Origin of the sequence: Sodalis sp. RH16 (assembly GCF_047324245.1) — a bacterium.
Classification (GTDB): Bacteria; Pseudomonadota; Gammaproteobacteria; order Enterobacterales; family Enterobacteriaceae; genus Acerihabitans; species Acerihabitans ligni.
In genome coordinates this window covers 619,417-641,219 of sequence record NZ_CP178737.1, presented here as the reverse complement: position 1 = coordinate 641,219, position 21,803 = coordinate 619,417, and the positions used below count along the sequence as shown (strand labels likewise).

Here is a 21,803-nt window from a genome sequence, read left to right as displayed (position 1 = left end):
GACTATGAACGAAAATCAAAATAATGACGTACCGCTTACCCCGGCCCAGGTCGCTGCTTATACCGGTAATGGTAACAATGAGAAGCAGGCGCCGAATCGTTTGCTGACGTTGCGCGTTTTGCGCTATAACCCGCAGGATCCCGCCAGTAAGCCGCATATGCAAAGCTATCAGGTGGAAGAAGCGGTAGGTATGACCCTGTTTATCGCCTTGAATGAGATACGGCAGCATCAGGATCCGACCCTGCAATTCGATTTTGTCTGCCGGGCGGGTATTTGCGGTAGCTGCGCGATGACCATCAACGGCCGGCCCGGTCTGGCCTGTCGTACCCTGACCAAATCCTTGGGGACCGAGATCTCTTTGACCCCGCTGCCGTTCTTTGAGCTGATTGGCGATTTGTCCGTGAATACCGGCAAGTGGATGCACGGCATGAGCGAGCGGCTGCAAACCTGGGTGCATATCAAGGAGCAGGAGATCAATCTGAGCAAGGCGGAAGAGCGGATGGATCCCACGCTGGCCGAGAAAATCTATGAGCTTGACCGCTGTATCGAATGCGGTTCGTGCGTTGCCGCCTGCGGTACCGCACAGATGCGGCACGATTTTATCGGCGCGGTGGGTATGGGTAAAATAGCCCGTTTCCGGATGGATCCACGGGACGATCGCACCGATGACGATTATTATGAGGTTATCGGCGATGATAACGGCGTGTTCGGCTGCATGTCGCTGCTGGCCTGCCATGATGTCTGCCCGAAACAGCTGCCGCTGCAAAGCCAGATAGCCTATCTGCGCAGGAAGATGGCGACCATCGCTTAGCCGCGGAGGAGGGGTGGTCTCCCTTTGACACGTTCGCTGCGCGTCCGATGATCGCGGGCTTACCGCGCCATGGGGCGCTCGGGCAGGCGGGAAAACCACGCCTGCTTCGACCCCATCGGCACGGTCTCCCTTTAACCGGTTCGTTGCACGCTCGGTGATGGCGGGCCTACCGCGCCATGGGGCGCTCGGGCAGGCGGGAAAACCACGCCTGCTTCGACCCCATCGGCACGGTCTCCCTTTAACATGTCCGTTGCACGCTCGGTGATGGCGGGCCTACCGCGCCATGGGGCGCTCGGGCAGGCGGGAAAACCACGCCTGCTTCGGCCCCATCGGCACGGTCTCCCTTTAACACGCCCGGTTTCACATCATGTGAAAACGGGACTACCGCATTCTGGCATTGTCAGTTCATGGGCACGATTGCTGAAAGTTTGAGTGAAGCCAATGGGGAGGGGCAGGATGATAGAAGAGTAAACCGTCCACGCCAGGGATGGCGTGGATCGAGCCTCCAGGGACGGATTTACGGCGTGTTTACGATCTATCATTCTGCCCCGACCTGACACCTTATCGAACGGCGTGCAATGGGCTATACCTCTCTTCGGGTGTGACGATGAATTTGTTTACCCGGCGGGATACGGGTAGACTGCATCCCCGGTTTGAATCAGGAGGGACTGAACATGAGCGAAACGGCAAGCTGGCAACCCAGCGCCTCCATCGCCAATCTATTAAAACGCGCGGCTATTATGACGCAGATCCGGCAGTTTTTTACCGATCGCGGCTTACTGGAAGTGGAAACCCCCGCCATGAGCCAGGCGACGGTGACGGACGTGCATCTTTCTCCTTTCCAGACCCGTTTTGTCGGGCCGGGTGCGGCGCAGGGCCTGACGCTCTATCTGATGACCAGCCCCGAATATCATATGAAACGCCTGCTGGCGGCCGGAAGCGGACCGATTTTCCAGATTGGCCGCAGTTTTCGCAACGAAGAGGCCGGGCGGCATCATAATCCCGAATTCACCATGCTTGAGTGGTACCGGCCCCATTACGATATGTACCGGCTGATGAACGAAGTGGATGATTTATTGCAGCAGACCCTGGATTGCGACAGCGCGGAGACCGTTTCCTATCAGCAGGTCTTTATCCGCCATATCGGCATCGATCCTCTTTCAGCCGATAAGGCGCAGCTGTGCGACGCCGCGGCAAAGCTTGATTTGGCGGATGTATGCACGCCGGATGAAGATCGCGATACGCTTTTGCAGATGCTGTTCGCCATGGGCGTGGAGCCGAATATCGGCCGCGATAAACCGACCTTTGTTTATCACTTTCCCGCCACCCAGGCGGCGCTGGCGGAAATCAGCTCCGAGGACCACCGGGTCGCCGATCGTTTTGAAGCCTATTTCAAAGGGGTGGAATTGGCCAATGGCTTTCGTGAGTTATCCGACGCTACCGAGCAGCGCCAGCGTTTTGTGCAGGATAACCGCAAGCGTGCCGCCATGTCGCTGCCGGAGCAACCCATTGATGAGCACCTGCTGGCGGCCCTGGCGCACGGTATCCCTGAGTGTTCAGGGGTCGCGCTGGGGGTGGATCGGCTGGTGATGCTGGCGCTCAAGGCGGACAGCCTGGCGGATGTCATCGCTTTTACGGTGGAGAGGGCTTAAGCCCCGTCTGGACCGCTATCGCGAGCCGGCTTCAAAGCCGGCGGGCCGCTTCACTATCCCCATCCTGACCTGGAACGGCGGGAACGGCATTTCCAGGCCGTGTTCACGGTACCCCTCGAGAATCAGCTGATTGAGCTGATGCCGCAGCGGCATGCGATGGCCCATTTCCGCCGCGTGTACCCGCAATTCAAACAGCATGATCCCCTGTTGCAAATCCACCAGAAACGCCTCGGGCTGAGGATTGGCCAGCACCAGGGGACAGCGCTGCGCCGCGTGTTTAAGCAGCAGGGTGACCGTTTCGCTGTCGGCGTCGGCCGGGGCGGGAATGGTCAGCACAATGCGCGTCACCGAATCCGACAGGGACCAGTTGATAAACTGCTCGGTGATAAAGGCCTTGTTGGGCACGATGATCTCTTTGCGATCCCAGTCGGTAATGGTCGTGGCGCGGGTGTTGATGCGGGTAATGCTGCCGGTAAGCTCCCGGATGGTGACGGTATCGCCGATACGGATGGGTTTTTCAAACAGGATCATCAGGCCGGAAATAAAATTGGCAAAGATCTCCTGCAGGCCGAAACCGAGCCCGACGCCGAGCGCGGCCACAAGCCACTGCAGTTTCGCCCATTCAATGCCTATCCATGAGAAGCCGATCAGCCCGCCGACCAGCATCAGCAGATACTTGGTGACGGTGGTAATGGCGTAGCCGGTGCCCGGCGTTAAATCCAGATGCTGCAACAGCGCCAGTTCCAGCAGCGCCGGCAGGTTGCGCACCAGCTGCGCGGTGATGATAACCACCAGCACCGCGATCAGAACCGACGCCAGGGTGATGGGCTGAATGCTTTCCACGCCCTTGACGGTGGAACTCACATCCCATAGCCGGATATTTTCCAGGAAGCCGAACGCCGAATGGATTTCCGACCACAGCCAGAGCACCGATATAAAGGCGACCAGGGTCAATATCGAGCGTACCAGGCGCAGCGACTGGGCGCTGATGGCGTCCAGGTCCACGACAGGTTCGTCCATTTCCGCCGCAGCGTCGTTTTGCTGGGAAGGCGATAGGTCCTCTTCGCTGCGCGCCCGCTGCGCCAGGATCTCCGACCGCCGCTGTTTGGCGCGATCGAAGGCGATACGGCGCCGCTGGATAAACATCCACCGGCGAATGATATGGTAGATAACCAGCAAAAAGAACCAGATTGCCACTGAGGTCTCCAGCCGTGCCAGCAGCGCCTGGGCGGTGGCCAGATGCCCGAGGCAGGCCGCCGCCGCCGCCGCCAGGGGCGCGCACTGCAGCAAATTCCACAGCGTGCGGTTAACTCCATTATCTCCCGAACCGGATTTATCCAGATAGAGGGGAATGCCGGATCGTTTCAGGCTGTTGGTCACCAGGCTCAGGGCGGCGCACAGCAGCACGAAGCATAAGCGGCCCAGGGTGCCGGAAAATTCCCGGTCATTGAGATTATCAAAGGCGATTAACGCCATGATAAGCGGCACGATAAGCCAGATGGACAGGCGGTAATACCGCATCGCCCGCGCCACCCGATGCGCCGGCCAGCCGAGGTGGGCGATGAATAAGCCGCGGGGCTGGGCAAAGTGGGCGCTGATCATAAACAGCCATAATACCGGAACCGTGGCTATCAGGCCGTCGCCAAGGGCCACCGCCACCGGATAGGGCCAGGCATGCTGCAGCCCGAAGCCCAGGGCGGCCCACAGCACCGGCAGGGGCAGCGCCAGCACGATGGACCAGAATACCGTGCGCAGGGTAAGGTAAAAATAGTCCTGGTTGACTTTGCCCACCTTGCCGGCCGCGCGATCGAGGAAGGCATGGTAGTGATGGCGGGAACTGATGCTGAACCCCACCAGCAATACCGCGCAAAACAGCGGTATCAGGGTCTCCTGGCTGGTGAGCATCATGATGAGCGCGTGGCTGAGCTGGGTGAAGGTATCGATGGACAGCAAGCCCCTGAGATCCCGCAGCAGCTGCAGCGGAAAATCGAGGCTTAGGGGACCGACATCCGCCACCCAGAACAGGTAGCGGTGGGCGGCCTCCCTGATTTCACTCATGGCGTCCACCAACTGGCCGTTGGCGACCTTGAGCTTGGTGAGCTCCAGAATCTGGGTATCGTAGCCCGATAGCAGGGAGGTCAGCAATTCCCGCTGGGTGCGCAGCTGCGCCGCCAGGATCCTGCTTTGTTCCGCGGTCAGGGGTTTTCCGTCGTCTTGCTTGCCCTGCGCCGGCTGCGGCAATTTGTTCAGCAGATCCTCGTAATGCAGCCGGCTGACGCGCAGCTGCGCCATATCGCTGTTCAACTGCTGCGGTTTGGGTAAATCGGGCAGGCGGGATATCTGGGCGCGCAGCGTTTCCCCCAGCGCCGGCGAGTCTCCTATCCACTGCGCCTGTTCCCGCAGGGTGTTCAGCGCCTGCCTGACCTGCAGGGTTTGGGCGGCGGCCTGGCGCTGCTGCGAGGCGATAAGATCCATGCGCTGGGCCTGCTCGTTGAGCGCAACGGACAGTTCGCGATTGATTTGCAACGGGCCGCTGATGGACTGGGGTAAAATACCGCTCTGTCCGGCCAGCAGTTCAGTGTTCTCCAACACCCGTTCCGCTTCTTGCTGGCGTAAGGCGTTGAGCCGATTGCGCAGCGCCTGCAAATACAGGTCGACGCCGTCATGGCGTTTTCTCAGCACATCGGCGCGCAGGCGCGACAATTCCTGGCGATTATTGGCGCTGAGCTGCGCCAGCTCCAGCTCATCCACCCGGGCGCGCCGGGCGGCGGCCTCTGCCTGAAGCCGCCGGCTTTGCGCCTGCGCCAACGGCGACGAGGGGGCGCCGTTTCGCGACTGCAGACGTTGTTCGGCGTCCCGCAGGGCTTTCCTCGCCTGCGTTTGCTGCTGGGGCAGCAGGCTTAACGATTCGCTGATCTCCCGCGCCTGCTCCTGCTCCTGCTGCAATTGCCGGCTGAGCTCCAGCAGCTGGCTGCTGGTTTGCACGATTTGCTGCTCCAGGGCGCTTGCGGACAGTTTGCCGCTGACCTCGGCGGGTTTTTCCGGCTCGGTCTCCAACTGTTGGCGCAGCGCGGCGGTGAGCTTGGGAAAATCGTCAATGGCGTTCTGGTATTGCCGGCCGCGCTCGGCGGAGACCTTGCCCTCGGTGATGAAGTCCAGCGCGCCCTGCAGGGATTCAACGATTTCCCCCTGGTGAGGGACGGCTTTGTTGGATTCGGCCTGTTGCAGCTCTTTTCGGACCTGCGCTTCATCGGGGAAGGCGGCGGCAAAAAGCGGGGCGGATAACATCCACCCCAGCAGTATGATTATGGTTATACGCACGCTTTTCCCTCTTTACGCGCCGGGGGGCAGCTCAGGGCTGCGGGCTGTCGGCCGCGTGCGGGATGCCGTCGGCCAGACGTTCGCCGACGCGGGTGATGGCACGGGCATGCAGGCGATCGTTGAGCGTCACGCCGCCCTTGGCGAACAGATTGACCACGGTGGAACCCAGCTTGAAACGGCCCATCTCCTGGCCTTTCAGCAGGACCACCGCGTTATCGTCGTTTGCCTGCGGGTAATGCCAGCGCTTGATGATGCCCTCGCGTGGCGGGGTGACGGTGCCGGACCAGACGGTCTCAATGCTGCCGACGATGGTGGCGCCCACCAGGATTTGCGCCATCGGTCCGAAATCGGTGGAAAACAGGCAAATGACCCGTTCATTGCGGGCGAATAGATTCGGGATCGAGGCCGCCGTCAGCGGATTCACGGAAAACAGCTCCCCAGGCACATAAATCATCTCCCGCAGAATGCCGTTGCAGGGCATATGCACCCGATGATAATCCCTTGGGGCAAGATAGGTGGTGACAAACGTCCCGTCGCGGAATTCTTCTATCAGCCGCTCGTTGCCGGCCAGCAGCGCTTCCAGGCTGTAATCGTGGCCCTTGGCCTGGAAAATGCGGTCGTCCAGGATGGGGCCGGACTGGGAAATGATGCCGTCCGCCGGCATCGTCAGGACGTTCGGGTCGGCATCGATGGGCCGCGCGTCGTCACGCAGCGGGCGTACGAAAAACGCGTTGAAGGTGGGGTAAGCCGAGATGTCCGGCTGCTGCGCTTCTTGCATATCCACCCGGTAGTAGCGCACGAACAGGCTGATGGCCATCTTGGTCAGCCAGCCGCCCCGGTAGTCCGCTCCCCTGCCGGCCAGCAGGGTCAGGGCGCGTTTGGGCAGTAAATACTGCAATGCTATTTTCATCCTATCCAGCACCTAAAACCTCGTACGTGAGTGGTTGAAGAAAAAAAGAGGGAAAAGTGTACCGGCGGCAAGGATAAATGTCAGCGATCGGTTTCGGAAAAGGATTTACGCGTCTTTACCTGCGACATGCTGTCCAGTATCTGATGATAATTTTCGAAACGCACCGCCGATATTTCCCCCGCATCCACGGCGGCGCGAATGGCGCAGCCGGGATCGGTATTATGGCGACAGTCACGGAATTTACAACTGCCTAAATACTCTCTGAATTCGACATAGCCGCGGGTGATTTGTTCCGGCTCCAGATGCCATAAACCGAATTCCCGTACCCCTGGGGAATCGATAAGCAGGCCGCCGTGCTTGAAGTGGTACATGCGGGCGGCGGTGGTGGTGTGCTGACCGAGACCGGAGTTGTCGGAGACATTATTGACGACGATAGGGGCCAATTCGTCGGGAAGCAGGGCGTTCAACAGGCTGGATTTACCCACCCCGGACTGTCCGGCGAAGATGCTGATGCGATCCGTCAGCGCGGTTTTGAACGCATCCATGCCTTCCAGGGTTTGGCTGGAGACCATGATGACCCGGTAGCCGATGCGGCTGTAGATAGCCATGGTTTTATCCACCCACAGCCGGGCTTCCTTATCCAGCAAATCGATTTTATTCAAAACGATAAGCGGCTCAACCTCTACCGTCTCGCAGGCCACCAGGTAGCGATCGATGATATTCACCGATAATTCCGGCAGGATCGCCGAGACGATGACGATTTGATCCATGTTTGCCGCGATGGGTTTGACCCCGTCGTAAAAATCGGGGCGGGTAAGCACCGAGGTGCGGGGATGAACCGCTTCGACGATACCGCTGATGCCCGCCAGCGCTTCGGTGCCGGGACGCCATACCACGCGATCGCCGGTGACCAGCGAGGTAAGGGTGCGGCGGATATTACAGCGATGCAGGGTACCCTCGGCGGATTCCACGTCGGCGTGCATGCCAAAGCGGCTGATCACGATGCCTTCCTGGGCTTCCCCCAGCAGCGCGTCATCCACATCGACGCCGCGGTCTTTTCTCAGACGGCGCTGGTGGTTGGCCTGTACGCGGCGTTGCTGGCCTTTGGACAGTTTATTTTTGCTCACTGCGCCTCACTTGTAGCACATGGATCGCCTGGGGCGACTAAAACGTCTATGATACACAGTATTCTATCAGATACGCCGTAAAACCCTTTACAACGAGAAAAACATGTCGGTAAACGAGAACAACCTAATATGGATCGACCTGGAAATGACCGGGCTGGATCCGGAGCGCGATCGCATCATTGAAATCGCCACCCTGGTGACGGACGCCAACCTGAACGTCCTCGCGGAGGGTCCGGTTCTGGCGGTGCGCCAGTCCGATGAACAGCTGGCCCTGATGGATGAGTGGAATGTCCGCACCCATACCGCCAGCGGGCTGGTGGACCGGGTCAAGGCCAGCACGGTGGACGAAGACGCCGCGGTGGAGCAAACCCTGGAATTCCTGCGCCAATGGGTGCCGGAAGGCAAATCCCCCATTTGCGGCAACAGCATCGGCCAGGATCGACGCTTCCTGTTCCGTTATATGCCGGCGCTGGAAGCCTATTTCCACTACCGTTATCTGGATGTCAGTACCCTGAAAGAGCTGGCGCGCCGCTGGAAACCGGAAATCCTGGAAGGCCTGACCAAGAAAAGCACCCATCAGGCCCTGGATGATATTCGCGAGTCGGTGGCCGAGCTGGCCTATTACCGCGAACATTTTATCCGGCTATGAGGGGCTGACCGCGCGCGGGCCGCCGGGAAAACCAGCACATCGATGATTAATTAATCAATCAAACGAAAAGAAGGATTTTTTGGCGCCGGGGGGCTTGCAGGGAAAATGTTTTCTCGTATAATGCGCTCCCCATACCGATAGCGTTTTTCACTGTCGGCAAAGCGGGAATAGCTCAGTGGTAGAGCACAACCTTGCCAAGGTTGGGGTCGCGAGTTCGAGCCTCGTTTCCCGCTCCAAATTTTGATTTACGGACGCCCCAGGGCGTCCGTTTTTCTTTCTGCCTGCGGCGGGCACTGCGCGTAGCGCCTTGACGGGCGCTGTATATATATCAGTCCGGCCAGGCCTTCAGCGCCCTGGCGACGGTACGATACAGGTCGGCCCGGGTCGCGCCGGACTGCGCATCGAACGCCATGCCCCAGCCCACCACCATAATAAACCGCGCAAGTTCGTCCGGATCCTGGTCTGCGGGCAGTTCGCCGCTTGCCCGGGCCTGTTGAAACCGCTGCCGTAGCTTGGCCCGGCGGCCCTCGCGTATTGACGAGAGCGCCTGCCGTACCGGACCCGAATCGTCAAAACAGGGCAAGGCGCAATTCACCGCAAGGCAACCTGGCGGACTGGCGGGATCGGTATAAAGATCCGCCATCCGGTACAGCATATGCTCCGCGACGCCGCGGGCAGTGGGTTGGCTTAAGGCTTCTTCCGCGTAGCCAAGACGGATTTTCGCATAGCGTTCAAGGACCGTCTTGAACAGACCGTCCTTGCTGCCGAAGGCAAAGTAGAAGCTGGGGGGCGTAATGCCCATCGCTTTGGTCAGGTCGGCCAAGGATGTCCGTTCATAGCCGTTACGCCAGAAAAGCTCGGTTGCCGCCTCAATTGCCCTGTCAACGTCGAATACCCGCGCGCGCGCCATTTGCCGCTTACCTCATCCTGCATTGTTTCCTCATGTAGCGACCATTATACATCATCTTGACAAGGCCTTATATCGTAATATAGTGATCACTATATTAAGGCTGGCCCGCGCGTTTGGCGGGCGGTGGGGGTGGGCTACGGCTGACCTGTCTTTAGCAACTGTGGAGTCTCTATGCAATTTACAACATTCGGCCGGACCGGTCTGACCGTATCCCGTCTTTGCCTGGGCACCGGAACCTTCGGTACACAAACCGACGAAGCGGAATCGAGGCGGATCTTTGACATCGCATCGGAAGCCGGCGTTAACTTTATCGACACCGCGGATATGTACCCGGCCGGCATCGGCGCTTCCGGAATGGGGCTCACCGAAGAGATTACCGGTCGTTGGCTGGCAGGCAAGCGCGACCGCTTTATTCTTGCCACCAAGGCGGGCGGCCCCATGGGGCCTTCCCCCTGGGACCAGGGCACCTCGCGCAAACATTTGCTTGATGCAATCGATGGGTCACTGCGTCGATTGAACGTTGAATATGTTGATCTCTACCAGCTTCATTTGGACGATGCGGCTACCCCCCTGGACGAGACCCTCGAAGCCCTTGACGCCATTGTCCGCTCGGGCAAGGCGCGTTATGTCGGCGTATCGAACTTCCTGGCCTATCGGCTCGCACGCGCCATCGGCCGCCAGGAAACGTTGAAACTGGTGGGGTTCGTTTCGGTGCAGCCGCGCTATAACCTGCTGTATCGTGAAATCGAACGCGAACTGTTGCCCTTGGCCACAGAGGAAAACCTGGCGGTGATCCCCTTTAATCCTCTGGCCGGAGGATTGCTGACGGGCCGTTACCGGCAGGATGAGACGCCGGAAAAGGGACGTTTCTCGGCGGAAGTCGGGCAGTTCGGCGCCATGTATCAGGCGCGCTATTGGCATCAGCGCGAGTTCGAGACCATCGCTCAGCTGCAAGAGGCCGCCGGGGGAATCGGCGAGCCGCTGACCAAGCTTTCCATCGCCTGGATCCTGGCAAATCCCGCCATCACCTCGGTTATTCTTGGCGCAAGCCGGGCGGAGCAGCTGTCCGATTCCCTGGCCGCGGTGGATTACAGCCTTACGGCGGATCTCAAGGGCCGGTTTGATGAGCTTACCATTGAATATCGCCGTGGGGACTCGGTGAGATAATATGCTGTCGTTCTAAACGCTTGGCGCCCCGGCGTTTAAAAAAAACTTGTCAGTTTTAAACATCTGGTCCATAATGCAATCCGCCTTTCAATAGACACATAAATATCAACGGAATCAATTGATTGTGTTGATGGCGCCGCGGATGGATATTGCGCATAGACTGTGCAAACGCGTTGCCGGAAAGATGTGCCGGGAAAGCATAATGCAGGACATAATGCGGGAATAGCTCAGTGGTAGAGCACAACCTTGCCAAGGTTGGGGTCGCGAGTTCGAGCCTCGTTTCCCGCTCCAATTCAAAATTTCGGACGCCCAGCAGCGTCCGTTTTTTTTTGGAAAAAATCTTCCGGTCATTTTCCTGGCGGGGGATTTCCGGCAGGACAGCCTATTGCCGCTCCGCCGGATAACGGGATGATTGCCTCAAGGGCGAGGGGCTTTGCGCAGCCTCATGCTTTCGTCCGACGGGGTCGCGACCGACGTCAGGTCGCAGCTCTTCGGCAACAGGAACGTGAGGAGGCCGGCGATGATAAGTGAAGCCGCCAGCGCGCAAACCGCTAGGTTTTGTCCGTAAAGAAACATCACGACGCCTACCAGGTAGGGACCGCAAAAACCGCCGAGGTTGCCCAGTCCGTTTATCACCCCGCGGGCGCTGCCGGCAACTTCCGCCGAGGCGATACGCATCGGGATCGACCAGAACGGGCTGGTGGCCGCTTTGAGGAAGAAGCCGCAAATCACCAGGGCGATATAGGACGCGATCACATTCTGTTTAAGAATGACCGATGCCAGCAGCGCGGCGGCGAAACACAGCAGCGAAACCCGTACCCATAGCCGCCGTTTGCCGGTTTTATCGCTCAACACCGAGATGAGATAGATGCCGGCGATAGTGGCGATAAACGGCAATATCGCCAGCAACCCCACCCCTGCCATATTGGCGCCGGTGAGATTTTTCAATATGGTGGGCAGCCACAGGGTATAGCCATAATCACCGGTTTGATAAAAGAAATTCAGCACCACCAGCTTTATCAGTCCGCTGTTGCGGAATACGTCCCGCAGCGGAGCATTGCTGACCGGCGTGAGGTTCTGGCGGTTTTTGGCATCCTGGGCCAGCTCCCTTAATAAGTACTCACGTTCTCTTTCAGGCAGCCAGCGGGCTTCCTGGGGACGATCGCTTATCAGGCACCACCATACCGCCAGCACCACCAGCGATAACATGCCTTCGATAAGAAACAGCCAGCGCCAATTCAGCAGGTTGATAATGGTGCCGGAGATGGGGGCGGTGACCATGCCGCCGATGGGGGCGAACATCATGACAAACGCATTGGCCCGCCCGATTTCTTTTTCCGGGAACCAGTTGCTCAGCATGGTCAAGACCACCGGCAGCATGCCGCCCTCCGACACGCCCAGCAGAAAACGCAGCGCCAGCAGCTGATAGTGGCCGGTGACAAATCCGGTGGCGATGGACACCACGGCCCATACCGCCAGCGACCAGGCGATGAAACGCTTACCGCTGCCGTGAACCGCGGTACGGCCGCCGGGCACCTGCAAGAAGAGATAGCCGATAAAAAATATGCCGCTGGCGAGACCCGCCATCCGGCTGTTTATGCCTAAATCGCTTTCCATGCCTCCTGGCAGGGCGAAACTGATATTCACCCGATCCATAAAGGAAATGATACAAGCGATTAATATTGGCGCGACCACTCGCAGCCAACGGGTATGAGGTATTTTATCATCCATAGCGAAATGTCCGACAATAAGGTTAGCCACCCCTTTTTAATCATAAAAAGAGGAATCAGTATTATTTTTATATCCGGCTATCGTCATTGAATAATGATTGTCAGAAAAGCCGGCGCCGTGAAATAAACAGCCATCACCCCCTAATGTTATTCCAGTTTATTCGGCAGCGGGCGCTGGCTGAAGAAAGCCTCCACGTTGGCGAAGACGATGTCGCTCATTTTGCGCCGGGTTTCCCATGTTGCGCTGGCCGTATGGGGCTGTAACACGACATTGTCCATCGCCAGCAGGGCCGGCGGCACGTTGGGCTCGTCGGCATAGACATCCAGCCCGGCCCCGGCGATATCGCCCTGTTGCAGCGCGTTAATGAGATCCGGCTCGTTAACGATGCTGCCGCGGGCGATATTGATAACCAGCGCATGGTCCGGCAACGCCTGGAAGATCAAGCGATTCACCATTCCCTGGCTCTCTTTGCCGCCTGAGGCCGCAATCACCAGAAAATCGCTGTCGCGGGCCAGGGCGGGTAAATCGGGGCAGAAGAGATAGGGCAGGGCGTCGTTACGTTTACGGTCGGTGTAGCGGATTTGCATATCGAAGCCGCCGGCGCGGCGGGCAATGGCCCGTCCGATATTGCCCATGCCGAGGATGCCGATGCGTTTGCCGCTGACCTGGCTGCTTAACGGCGGCGTTTCCAGCGGCCAGCGTCCCTCGCGCACGAAGCGATCTCCCTGGCACAGCCGGCGGGCGGTGCTGAGCAGCAGGCCCAGCGCCATATCCGCCACATCCTCGGTCAGCGCGCCGGAGGTAATGGTGACGTGGATGCCGCGTCGACGCGCATAGTCCAGGTCAACCCCGTCGGTGCCAACGCCGAAAACAGCCACCAGTCCCACCGACGGCAGCGCCTCCAGCACCGGCGTGCCCACCCCTACGTCCCCGCGCGTCACCACGACTAAAATGCCGGCGCCGTTTTGCGCCAGATAGGCCGCCGGATCGGCTTGCTCGTACAGCTTATGCACTACGTAGCCGGCCTCAAGACGTTTTTGCAGTTGGTCCATTACCGGTGCTATCAGCAAAACGGTACGCAAATTTCTTACTGTCATGTTATTACCCCTGTACGGCGTTACGCCACGCTGGAACCACCGGCTAACTTCCCCGTTTCAGCCTCTTGTTGCGGCTTGATGGAAAGGGCGAAGACCACGGCGATGCCCAGGCAGGCCGCCATCATAAAATAGGATGAATTGGTTGAATGGGTGACGCTGTTGAGCATGCCCACCAGATACGAGCCGATAAACGCCCCGACGGCGGCCATGCTGTTGATCATCCCGCCGGCGCCGCCCACCATGGACGCCGGCAATACGTCGTGCACCAGCGCGAAGAACGGCCCGAACGGGATATAAAGGCAGGCCCCGGTAATCACCAGCAGCAGGTAAGAGAGCCAGAAATGGTTCGTGCCAAGGAAGGGCAGCAGCAGGAAACAGCAGCCGGCTATCAGGATCGGATAGGCGATAAAACCCACCCGTTTTTGATATTTGTCGCTCAGCCAGGCGGCAATCATCATTAATATCGCCGCCAGGCCGTATGGCAGCGAGGACAGCAGGCCGGTTTGGGCCATGGAGATGGCGCCGGAGTGCAGAATGGAGGGCAGCCACATCAGGAAACCAAAAAAGCCGATGCTCTGGAAAAACATCCAGCCCGCCAGCTTGATCACATTGGCGGAGCGAAGGACTTGGCTCCAGTTGGTCATGGTCTCTTTACGACGCTGCTCATTGGCCAGTTCGCCCATAAGCGCCGCTTTCTCCTGCTTATTCAGCCAAGCGGCCTGTTCCGGCCTGTCGCGGATAACCACCCACCACACCACCGCCCAGATGACGGCGGGAATGCCTTCCACCACGAACATATGGCGCCATCCCCAGTTCTGCACCAGCCAGCCGGAAAGAATGGACATCCACAATACGGTAACCGGGTTGCCGAGCAGAAACAGCGTATTGGCTTTGGAGCGTTCGGTATGGGTGAACCAGCGTGAAATCAACAGCAACAGGCTTGGCGTCACGATGGCTTCCACCACCCCGAGGACAAAGCGGATGACAACCAGCGAGGCGACATTGGTGACAAGCCCCGTAAGCGTGGCGCAGATGCCCCACAGCACCAGGCTCAGCGTCAGCAGTTTGCGCACGCTCCATTTTTCCGCCAGCATCCCGCCCGGAATTTGCAGGGTAAAATACCCCAGGAAAAACAGCGCGCCAATCAAGGACGCCAGCGAGGGATCAATACCCAGATCGTTACCGATGCCGGCGGCGGAGGCAAAACTGTAATTAGCCTTATCAAGGTAAGACAGGCTATAGGTAATAAATATCGTCGGCATTAGATAAAGCCAACGGCGTTTGGGCAATGTATTCATGTTGACTGGTCTCAATATGGTTTATGTAATCAGTGCATTCTTAGATTTTTTTATAGGCTAATAGCGTATTCATCATTGTCATTACCGCTCCTCTCCTGTGGGTATTATCAGAACGGTTTTCACAGTGAAAAATTGAGACATAGATCACGCTGAATCGTGTTAACAAATCCTGTTACCCGGTGCGTGACGGGTATGACATATTCAGCGGGTTTTATCGGAGGCGGCCGGCACGGAGGGTGGCCGGCCGGGCGGGACGGGGGAGTTCGGTTCGGTACTGGCGGCCCGCCTTACAGGGTACCGCCGGGAGAGAGCCGATAGTGCAGATCTATTTGTTCTATTGTGGATATGCCTTTGATTTTACGTATTAGTATTTCGGTGGATACCCGTCCCATCTCAAAGCGCGGGGTGACTACGCTTGCCAGTTTCGGCTGGGTCACCTGGCCGATATCCAGGCCGTGAAAGCCGGCTATGCCTATTTCCTCGGGGACGCGGATACCTGAGGCCAGGCATTCCTGTAACACGCCTACCGCCAGATCGTCATTGGTGCACAAGATACCGTCCAGATCCGGATACATCTGGCGGGCCATGGTCATCATGCCGGTGCCCATCGACACCGAGGATACCTTGTTGGGTATCAGCCGTCCGGTGGGCAGGCATGCATCGGCCATGGCCTGGCAGTATCCGTGGTACCGCTTTTGATCGCGGTCGTCGGACATGGAACCGAAATAGATGATGCGGCGCTTGCCGCTGGCCAGCAGCATACGGGTCATGTCATGGGCGGCCTGCTTGTTGTCAAAGCCCACGTTGATCCTGCCGCTGCCGGCGGTCATATCCATCACTTCGGCCACCGGGATATCCGCGGCGTGCAAATATTTTTCCGCCCGCAAAGTGTGGATTGTTTCCGTCAGGATGAGTCCGGCCACCGGGAAATTCAGGATATTGGCGATTTGCTCTTCTTCACGATCGCGGTCGTAATCATAATTCACCACCAGGGTGCGAAAGCCCTGCGGGGTCGTTACCGATTCAATGCCGGCCAGCAGGTCCGCAAAAATCTGATTATTGAATGAGGGGATCAATACGCCGATGCGCGGCAATTGATTACTGGCCAGCGAGCGATTTTCCGGGTCGGGCTGGTAATTCACCTCCGCCAGGATGGCCGCAATGCGCGCTGCGGTATCCGGCGCCACTTTTTCCGGCGTGCGTAAATAACGGCTAACCGTCATTTTTGTCACGCCGGCCAGGGCGGCGATATCCTGTAATGTCACCCGCTGTGGTTTCATTGATTATTTCCGGTCCTATCTGATTGAATTGATTATGCCCCCGGGCAGCGGTAAAAGAAAAGGGTATTACCGTCTCTCCCCCATCGATAACATGCCGCCGTCCCCAGGCATTCCCTGTGTTTCTCCCCGGCAGCGAAAACGTTATCCCGCTTGGATCACAGCAAAGGTAACAGGTTGACGTAACACTATTTAAAGTGATCTTCATCACAGTTTCAGCGGCCTTAAATCGCTTTCATACTCGTTATCCGGCGGCACAGGGCGATGCCGTTCCAGCAATGACAAAGCAAGGTGCGTCGCACAGCACAAGAGTACGAACGTTTTTCGCTGGCGAAATTAAATAGCCGGGAATGTGGGTATTTTATCTGAACGATAAATAAATACTTTCACATCGTATTAATTGTCGCCGGACGAATAGCCGGCGGCACGCTAAATACCGTAAGCCCAATCTGTAGGAAAAAATAATGAATTTATTTAGTCTTGAAAATAAAAAAATATTGATTACCGGTTCTGCCCGGGGAATCGGTTTTCTCACCGCGCAGGGGTTGGCGGAATATGGCGCGGAAATTATCATCAATGATATTACCCAGGAGCGGGCGGAAATTGCGGCGCTGAAGCTGCGCGATATGGGGTTTAACGCCCACGCCGCCGCATTCGACGTGACTGACGCGCAGGCGGTGGAATCCGCCGTGGAGCATATCGAGCGGGATATCGGCGCCATTGATGTGCTGTTCAACAACGCCGGCATTCAACGCCGCCATCCGTTTACCGAATTTCCCCTCAAAGATTGGAATGACATCATTGCCGTTAACCAGACCGCGGTGTTCCTGGTTTCCCAATCGGTATCACGCCGCATGGTTCAGCGCCACGCCGGTAAAATCGTCAATATCTGTTCCATGCAGAGCGAACTGGGGCGCGACACCATTACCCCTTATGCCGCCGCCAAGGGGGCGGTGAAAATGCTCACGCGCGGTATGTGCGTGGAGTTGGCGCGCTATAACATCCAGGTCAACGGCATTGCGCCGGGCTATTTCAAAACGGAAATGACCCAGGCGCTGGTGCAGGATCCGGTATTTACCGAATGGCTGTGCAAACGCACGCCGGCGGCCCGTTGGGGCGATCCGCGTGAGCTCATCGGCGCCGCGGTATTTTTATCCTCCGCCGCGTCGGACTTCGTCAACGGCCATCTGCTGTTTGTGGACGGCGGCATGCTGGTGGCGGTGTAAAGGCTCAGAGGCGTTGTCCTGAGACTCCGCCGGCGCCGCCATGGCGCGGCATCCCCCTATCCATCAAGGAATTGTCATGATTATCGATACACTGGCGCGGGCGGCGGTGAATCCGCTCTATCCGGCCATCATTCGGCGGCTGTTGCAGGCGCTTGAGCAACATTCGCTGGCGCAACTGGCCACGGGCCGCTATGCCATCGACGGCGACGCCCTGTTTTTTTCGGTTATCGAAGGGAGGAGCCGGCCGTTGCACGAGCAGCGGCCGGAGTTGCATCGCCGCTATGTGGACGTGCACCTGTTGCTGGAAGGCGAGGAGGTCATCGGCGCGTCGCCGCTGGATAGCCGGCAGCTTTCCGACGGCCCCTTCAACGAAGAAGGGGATATCGGGTTCTACCGGGGCATGGGTGAGGAGAGTCTCATCCGCCTGCGTCCCGGAGACATCGTCTTGCTGTTTCCCGGTGAGCTGCATCGTCCTATGGCTACTCTCGGCATTCCGGGACGGCTGCGCAAAGTGGTGGCGAAAATCGATGCATCGCTGCTGCCCGGGGAATAAAGCGGATAGCCGCCGCCTTATGTTTGAGCGCTTAATCCAGGTTTTGCCGGGATGCGGCGATTTTACCGCGGACGGCGTCGGTGGCGCCGGGACCGGCGACAATCTGGTAATTCACCGGTGATATTTCCTCGCCGGTATTTCTGTCGGCCAGGAAAGGCGCCGCCAATTTTTTGGTTTTGAGATTTTCCAGTTGGACAATGTCCCCCTCCGGGGCGAAATATTTATTGCCCCAATCCAGTAATGCCCACAAGACCGGATAAAAATCGCGACCGCACTGCGTCAGGATATATTCATAGCGCTCCGGACGTTCACTGTAGCGGCGGCGTTTAAGAAGACCGGAGCCCACCAGTTCTTTAAGGCGGCGCGTCAGCGTATTCGGCGCAATGCCTTCCACGCCTTTTTGAAACTCATCGAATTTCCTGGCCCCATAAAAAGCTTCGCGCAGAATCAGGATGCTCCACCACTCCCCCACCTGATCAAGGCTGCGGGCGATGGGGCACACCAGCTCGTCAAAACTCTTATGTTTCATACTTGCTCCCGGTTAAAAAAACCACAGGTATTAAAAGTCACTTGCATGATGATAGTTTCGCATATACTATCATCATGCAAGTAACTATGGCGAGAGCATGCGCCCATGTCAAGTCAATGCTGGTGCATTGAATAATCACCGCTGTAACCAACCTAAGGATCATGACGATGAATATCCAAGAAAAATCAGTATTGATCACCGGCGCCAATCGCGGCATCGGCGCCGAAATCGTGCGCGCATTCCTGAAATACGGCATCGGCAAGGTGTATGCGGGCGTACGCACTCTTTCGTCCCTGCCTGATTTCAACGATGCGCGAGTGATTCCCGTACAGCTTGATATCACCAAGCCCGACGACGTGTCCGCCGCCGCCCGGCAGATAGGCGCGGTGGATATTGTGCTGAACAATGCCGGCATCATGAATTACACCTCTATTCTCACGGCCACAACCGCAGAGCTGTCGGCGGACATGGACGTAAACTACTATGGCACCGTTCGCATGATGCAGGCTTTTGCGCCCTTGATGGAAAAGCGCGGCGGCGTAATCGCCAACGTCGTCAGCGTGGTCGGCCTGGCGTCGGTGCCGGGCATTGAGGGCTATTCGGCATCGAAAGCGGCGCTGTTCTCAGCCACGCAGGCGGCGCGAACGGCGTTGAAGTCCAAGAACATCCGGGTCATCGGCGTTTTTCCCGGCCCCCTCGATACCGACATGGCGAAAAACCTGCCGTTGGACAAGGCCTCCCCCGCGGACGCGGCTGAAGATATCGTCAAGGGCATTATTGCCGACCAGGAAGATATCTATCCCGATCCTACCTCAAAACAGCTTTCCGTGCTGTGGGGCGGTAATCCCAAGGGCTTGGAACAATTCTTCGCCGCTATGGCGGGCTGATCAACGGCAAAAACCGCCCGCGGCAGACGTGTTTCGCGGCCGGTTCGCGCTTGGCAAAGGTGATGAAAATGACTAAGGCAAACATTCTGGTAAGCGGCGCAACCGGACGTACCGGCGGCGCGGCCATTGAACAACTGTTGAACATGGGTAAACGCGTACGGGCTTATGTGCGATCGGATAGCGAAAAGGCCGCGGCGTTGCGCAAACGCGGGGTGGAGATCGCCTTGGGTGATTTCACCAACATTGACGCTATACGCGCCGCGATGGAGGGTATCGACTCCGCTTACTTCCTCTATCCCATAGCGCCGGGCATTATCAGCGCCGCCGCTTTTTTTGCGCAGGCGGCCAAGGAAGCCGGCGTAACCGCCATCGTCAATATGTCGCAAATATCGGCGCGGCGGGAATCCGCAAGCCATGCCGCGCAGGATCACTGGATTTCCGAGCGGGTCTTTGACTGGTCGGGGGTGGCGACGACGCATTTGCGCCCGACCTTTTTTGCCGACTGGCTGGTCTATGATCACTTCGCCAAGGAGATACAGGCCAGGAAAAAAATCGAATTCCCCTTTGGCGACGGGCGTCATGCGCCTGTCAGCGCGGAGGATCAGGGGCGGGTTATCGCGCACATTCTTGCCGACCCCGCCGGCCACGAGGGCAAAATCTATACCCTGCACGGTCCCGTCGAAATGAACCATACGGAAATTGCCGCCGCCATGAGTGAGGTGCTGGGGGTGAAAATCGACTATGCTCCGGCCTCCATTGATGCCTTTAGGCAAAAAATGGAACAGGTTTACCATTTCCCGCCCTTTCTCGTTCAGCATCTCACCGAAGTGGCGCGAAACTACCAAGCGGGCATTTTTGCCGGCACCAATGATAACGTAGAGACAATCACCGGCGCCCCGGCACTTACTGTTCAGGCTTTTATCGAGAAGAACCGCGGAGTGTACGCCTGAGAAGAGTATTGGTGCGGGGGGGCGGGAAACGGCGCTCCCCATCGCGCCGCAGGCATGGTTTAACGTGGCGCAATAAGGCGCTATGAGGTCAATAGCGTCATGTCCATGGCGCGTTTATGGAGCGTTTATGGCGCAAAATTATCCATCACGCCATAATCGCGCCATCCTTCCGTTGCTCTCGGTTACCCCTGTGAACTCAATAAATAACGTCTATCAGACGATCTTCAACACATTCCAGCCTCTGACGGTGGCCGATTTGTCGGCGGAACATCCGGCCATTGCGCGACGGACCCTTCAGCGCTGGCTGAAGCAGCTTGTCGCTGATGGCAAAGTGCGGGCGCGGGGGGAGGGGCGGGGACGGCACTATGTGGTCGACCTTAATCACTCTGCGGCCCATGGGCTGATTCTGCGTGACGACTATCCCCGGTACTGGCTTTTTTCCGACGAAGATCGCGATACCGACCCCCCGAAGATTCCCCTGTCCGAGGACAGTAAGGATATTCTCGGATATATTGAGCGGCCGGTGCACGTCAGGATACCCGTGGGGTACCAGCGTGATTTTCTCGATGCCTATGAACCCAATGTGACTTTTTACCTGCCCGAACCCATCAGAAACCAGCTTTGGCGGATGGGGGATATGGAGCAGGCTTCCAAGATCGCAGGCACCTATGGCCGGGGAATATTAAGTCGTTTGATGATTGATTTGTCCTGGGCATCCAGTCATTTGGAAGGGAATACCTACAGCCGTCTGGACACCGTTAAGCTTATTGAGCATGGCCAAGCCGCCAGCGGCAAAACGGTGATGGAAACCCAGATGATCCTCAATCACAAAGCCGCCATCGAATTCCTGCTGGAGAGTGTCAAGGAGGCCGATTTCAACCGCTATACCCTGCTGAATTTACACAGTATACTTTCCGAAAACCTGTTGCCCAAATTCATCGAAGGCGGGCGTATCCGCCAGCACGCGGTGGGCATCGGCAAAAGTGTCTACCGGCCGCTTATAGGAGAGGCGCACATCAGTGAAGTATTGGATTCACTGTTGATCAAGGCGCGGGCCATAACCGATCCTTTCGAACAGTCTTTTTTTATAATGGTCCATCTGCCCTACCTGCAGCCTTTCGCCGACGTCAATAAACGTACCTCCCGCCTGGCGGCCAATCTGCCGCTGCTGCGGGCCAATTTGTGCCCGCTGGCGTTTTTGGGTGTGCCGGAACAAGCCTACTGCCGCTCGATATTGGGGGTGTATGAAATGACCCGGGTCGAATTGCTGCGGGATCTTTATCTGTGGGCCTATGAACGTTCCGTGGAGGAATACCGGTCGTTGAGGCAGGAATTAAGCGAGCCCGATCCGCTGAGGCTGCGTTATCGCCTCATCGTTAAGGGTATGGTTTATCAGGTGGTGGCGGCGGCGGATCAAGACGCCATCGAACTGATCGAGGCAATGGTCGCCGCCGAAGTGAAGCCGGAGGAACAGGCCGTGGTGAAAGCGCTGGTGATAGAAGAGCTGCGGCAGCTGCACGAGGGGTCAATAGCCCGATACCGGTTACGACCCGCGCAGTTTTCCGCCTGGCAGGCCAAACACTATCGAACCTTGAATTAACCTTGACGCGGTTTATCCACATGTAAATCAAGGCGCCAAGAACTTCAGGCCGCTGGGAAATGCGCTCGGAACGTGTTGGAGCAACAGGCCCAGGGCCTTATCCGGTCT

The 21,803-nt window shown here is 57.8% G+C and carries 18 protein-coding genes and 2 tRNA genes; 11 read left to right on the top strand and 9 right to left on the bottom strand.

The features are described 5' to 3' along the window. Positions 1-4 precede the first annotated feature (4 nt). Entirely contained in the window at positions 5-811 is an 807-nt protein-coding gene (locus tag ACL2XJ_RS02905; RefSeq protein ID WP_132925620.1) for a fumarate reductase iron-sulfur subunit, read from the top strand. 674 nt (positions 812-1,485) lie between these two features. Next, positions 1,486-2,463, top strand: coding sequence for an elongation factor P--(R)-beta-lysine ligase (epmA, locus tag ACL2XJ_RS02900; protein WP_132925622.1), 978 nt, complete (start codon positions 1,486-1,488; stop codon positions 2,461-2,463). A gap of 15 nt (positions 2,464-2,478) precedes the next feature. Here epmA and mscM read toward each other — a convergent pair whose 3' ends face one another. From mscM to rsgA, 3 genes are all read right to left on the bottom strand, one after another. After that, the gene (gene mscM / locus ACL2XJ_RS02895) at positions 2,479-5,784 is read right to left on the bottom strand and encodes a miniconductance mechanosensitive channel MscM (protein WP_413725579.1); all 3,306 of its coding nucleotides are present in this window, start codon (positions 5,782-5,784) and stop codon (positions 2,479-2,481) included. Between the two features lie 31 nt (positions 5,785-5,815). Next, complete coding sequence (asd, locus tag ACL2XJ_RS02890; protein ID WP_413725578.1) at positions 5,816-6,706, bottom strand: archaetidylserine decarboxylase; 891 nt, start codon at positions 6,704-6,706, stop codon at positions 5,816-5,818. 68 nt (positions 6,707-6,774) lie between these two features. Continuing rightward, a complete protein-coding gene (gene rsgA, locus ACL2XJ_RS02885) occupies positions 6,775-7,821 on the bottom strand; it encodes a small ribosomal subunit biogenesis GTPase RsgA (RefSeq protein ID WP_413725577.1) in 1,047 nt (348 codons plus the stop codon). A gap of 103 nt (positions 7,822-7,924) precedes the next feature. Between rsgA and orn the strand changes: the two genes are divergently transcribed. Together orn and ACL2XJ_RS02875 are read left to right on the top strand one after the other, a co-directional pair. Next, positions 7,925-8,470, top strand: coding sequence for an oligoribonuclease (orn, locus tag ACL2XJ_RS02880; RefSeq protein ID WP_203523996.1), 546 nt, complete (start codon positions 7,925-7,927; stop codon positions 8,468-8,470). 161 nt (positions 8,471-8,631) lie between these two features. Beyond that, positions 8,632-8,706 (top strand) — tRNA-Gly (locus tag ACL2XJ_RS02875). Between the two features lie 92 nt (positions 8,707-8,798). Here ACL2XJ_RS02875 and ACL2XJ_RS02870 read toward each other — a convergent pair. After that, positions 8,799-9,380, bottom strand: a complete 582-nt coding sequence (locus ACL2XJ_RS02870) for a TetR/AcrR family transcriptional regulator (RefSeq protein ID WP_413725576.1) — start codon at positions 9,378-9,380, stop codon at positions 8,799-8,801. A gap of 171 nt (positions 9,381-9,551) precedes the next feature. Between ACL2XJ_RS02870 and ACL2XJ_RS02865 the strand changes: the two genes are divergently transcribed. Together ACL2XJ_RS02865 and ACL2XJ_RS02860 are read left to right on the top strand one after the other, a co-directional pair. Continuing rightward, complete coding sequence (locus ACL2XJ_RS02865) at positions 9,552-10,547, top strand: aldo/keto reductase (RefSeq protein WP_413725575.1); 996 nt, start codon at positions 9,552-9,554, stop codon at positions 10,545-10,547. A gap of 216 nt (positions 10,548-10,763) precedes the next feature. Beyond that, positions 10,764-10,838: transfer RNA gene (locus ACL2XJ_RS02860), tRNA-Gly, on the top strand. 126 nt (positions 10,839-10,964) lie between these two features. On the opposite strand, the gene ACL2XJ_RS02855 is transcribed toward ACL2XJ_RS02860, so the two are convergent. The 4 genes from ACL2XJ_RS02855 to ACL2XJ_RS02840 form a co-directional block, all read right to left on the bottom strand. Then, entirely contained in the window at positions 10,965-12,278 is a 1,314-nt protein-coding gene (locus ACL2XJ_RS02855) for an MFS transporter (protein ID WP_413725574.1), read from the bottom strand. 146 nt (positions 12,279-12,424) lie between these two features. Beyond that, positions 12,425-13,375, bottom strand: coding sequence for a 2-hydroxyacid dehydrogenase (locus tag ACL2XJ_RS02850; RefSeq protein WP_413725573.1), 951 nt, complete (start codon positions 13,373-13,375; stop codon positions 12,425-12,427). Between the two features lie 20 nt (positions 13,376-13,395). Beyond that, entirely contained in the window at positions 13,396-14,673 is a 1,278-nt protein-coding gene (locus ACL2XJ_RS02845) for an MFS transporter (protein ID WP_413725572.1), read from the bottom strand. 287 nt (positions 14,674-14,960) lie between these two features. Further along, positions 14,961-15,953, bottom strand: coding sequence for a LacI family DNA-binding transcriptional regulator (locus tag ACL2XJ_RS02840; protein ID WP_413725571.1), 993 nt, complete (start codon positions 15,951-15,953; stop codon positions 14,961-14,963). A gap of 458 nt (positions 15,954-16,411) precedes the next feature. Here ACL2XJ_RS02840 and idnO point away from each other — a divergent pair, with 458 nt between their 5' ends. Continuing rightward, entirely contained in the window at positions 16,412-17,176 is a 765-nt protein-coding gene (idnO, locus tag ACL2XJ_RS02835; RefSeq protein WP_413726841.1) for a gluconate 5-dehydrogenase, read from the top strand. A gap of 76 nt (positions 17,177-17,252) precedes the next feature. Then, entirely contained in the window at positions 17,253-17,729 is a 477-nt protein-coding gene (locus ACL2XJ_RS02830; RefSeq protein WP_413725570.1) for a YhcH/YjgK/YiaL family protein, read from the top strand. A 31-nt stretch (positions 17,730-17,760) separates the two neighbouring features. Here ACL2XJ_RS02830 and ACL2XJ_RS02825 read toward each other — a convergent pair whose 3' ends face one another. Continuing rightward, on the bottom strand, positions 17,761-18,258 hold the full coding sequence (locus ACL2XJ_RS02825; RefSeq protein WP_413725569.1) for a winged helix-turn-helix transcriptional regulator: 498 nt from the start codon (positions 18,256-18,258) through the stop codon (positions 17,761-17,763). 167 nt (positions 18,259-18,425) lie between these two features. Here ACL2XJ_RS02825 and ACL2XJ_RS02820 point away from each other — a divergent pair, with 167 nt between their 5' ends. From ACL2XJ_RS02820 to ACL2XJ_RS02810, 3 genes are all read left to right on the top strand, one after another. Next, a complete protein-coding gene (locus ACL2XJ_RS02820; protein ID WP_413725568.1) occupies positions 18,426-19,145 on the top strand; it encodes an SDR family oxidoreductase in 720 nt (239 codons plus the stop codon). Positions 19,146-19,213: 68 nt separating this feature from the next. Next, complete coding sequence (locus ACL2XJ_RS02815; RefSeq protein WP_413725567.1) at positions 19,214-20,095, top strand: NmrA family NAD(P)-binding protein; 882 nt, start codon at positions 19,214-19,216, stop codon at positions 20,093-20,095. Between the two features lie 127 nt (positions 20,096-20,222). Continuing rightward, positions 20,223-21,695, top strand: a complete 1,473-nt coding sequence (locus ACL2XJ_RS02810; protein ID WP_413725566.1) for a Fic family protein — start codon at positions 20,223-20,225, stop codon at positions 21,693-21,695. The last annotated feature ends 108 nt before the right edge of the window (positions 21,696-21,803 follow it).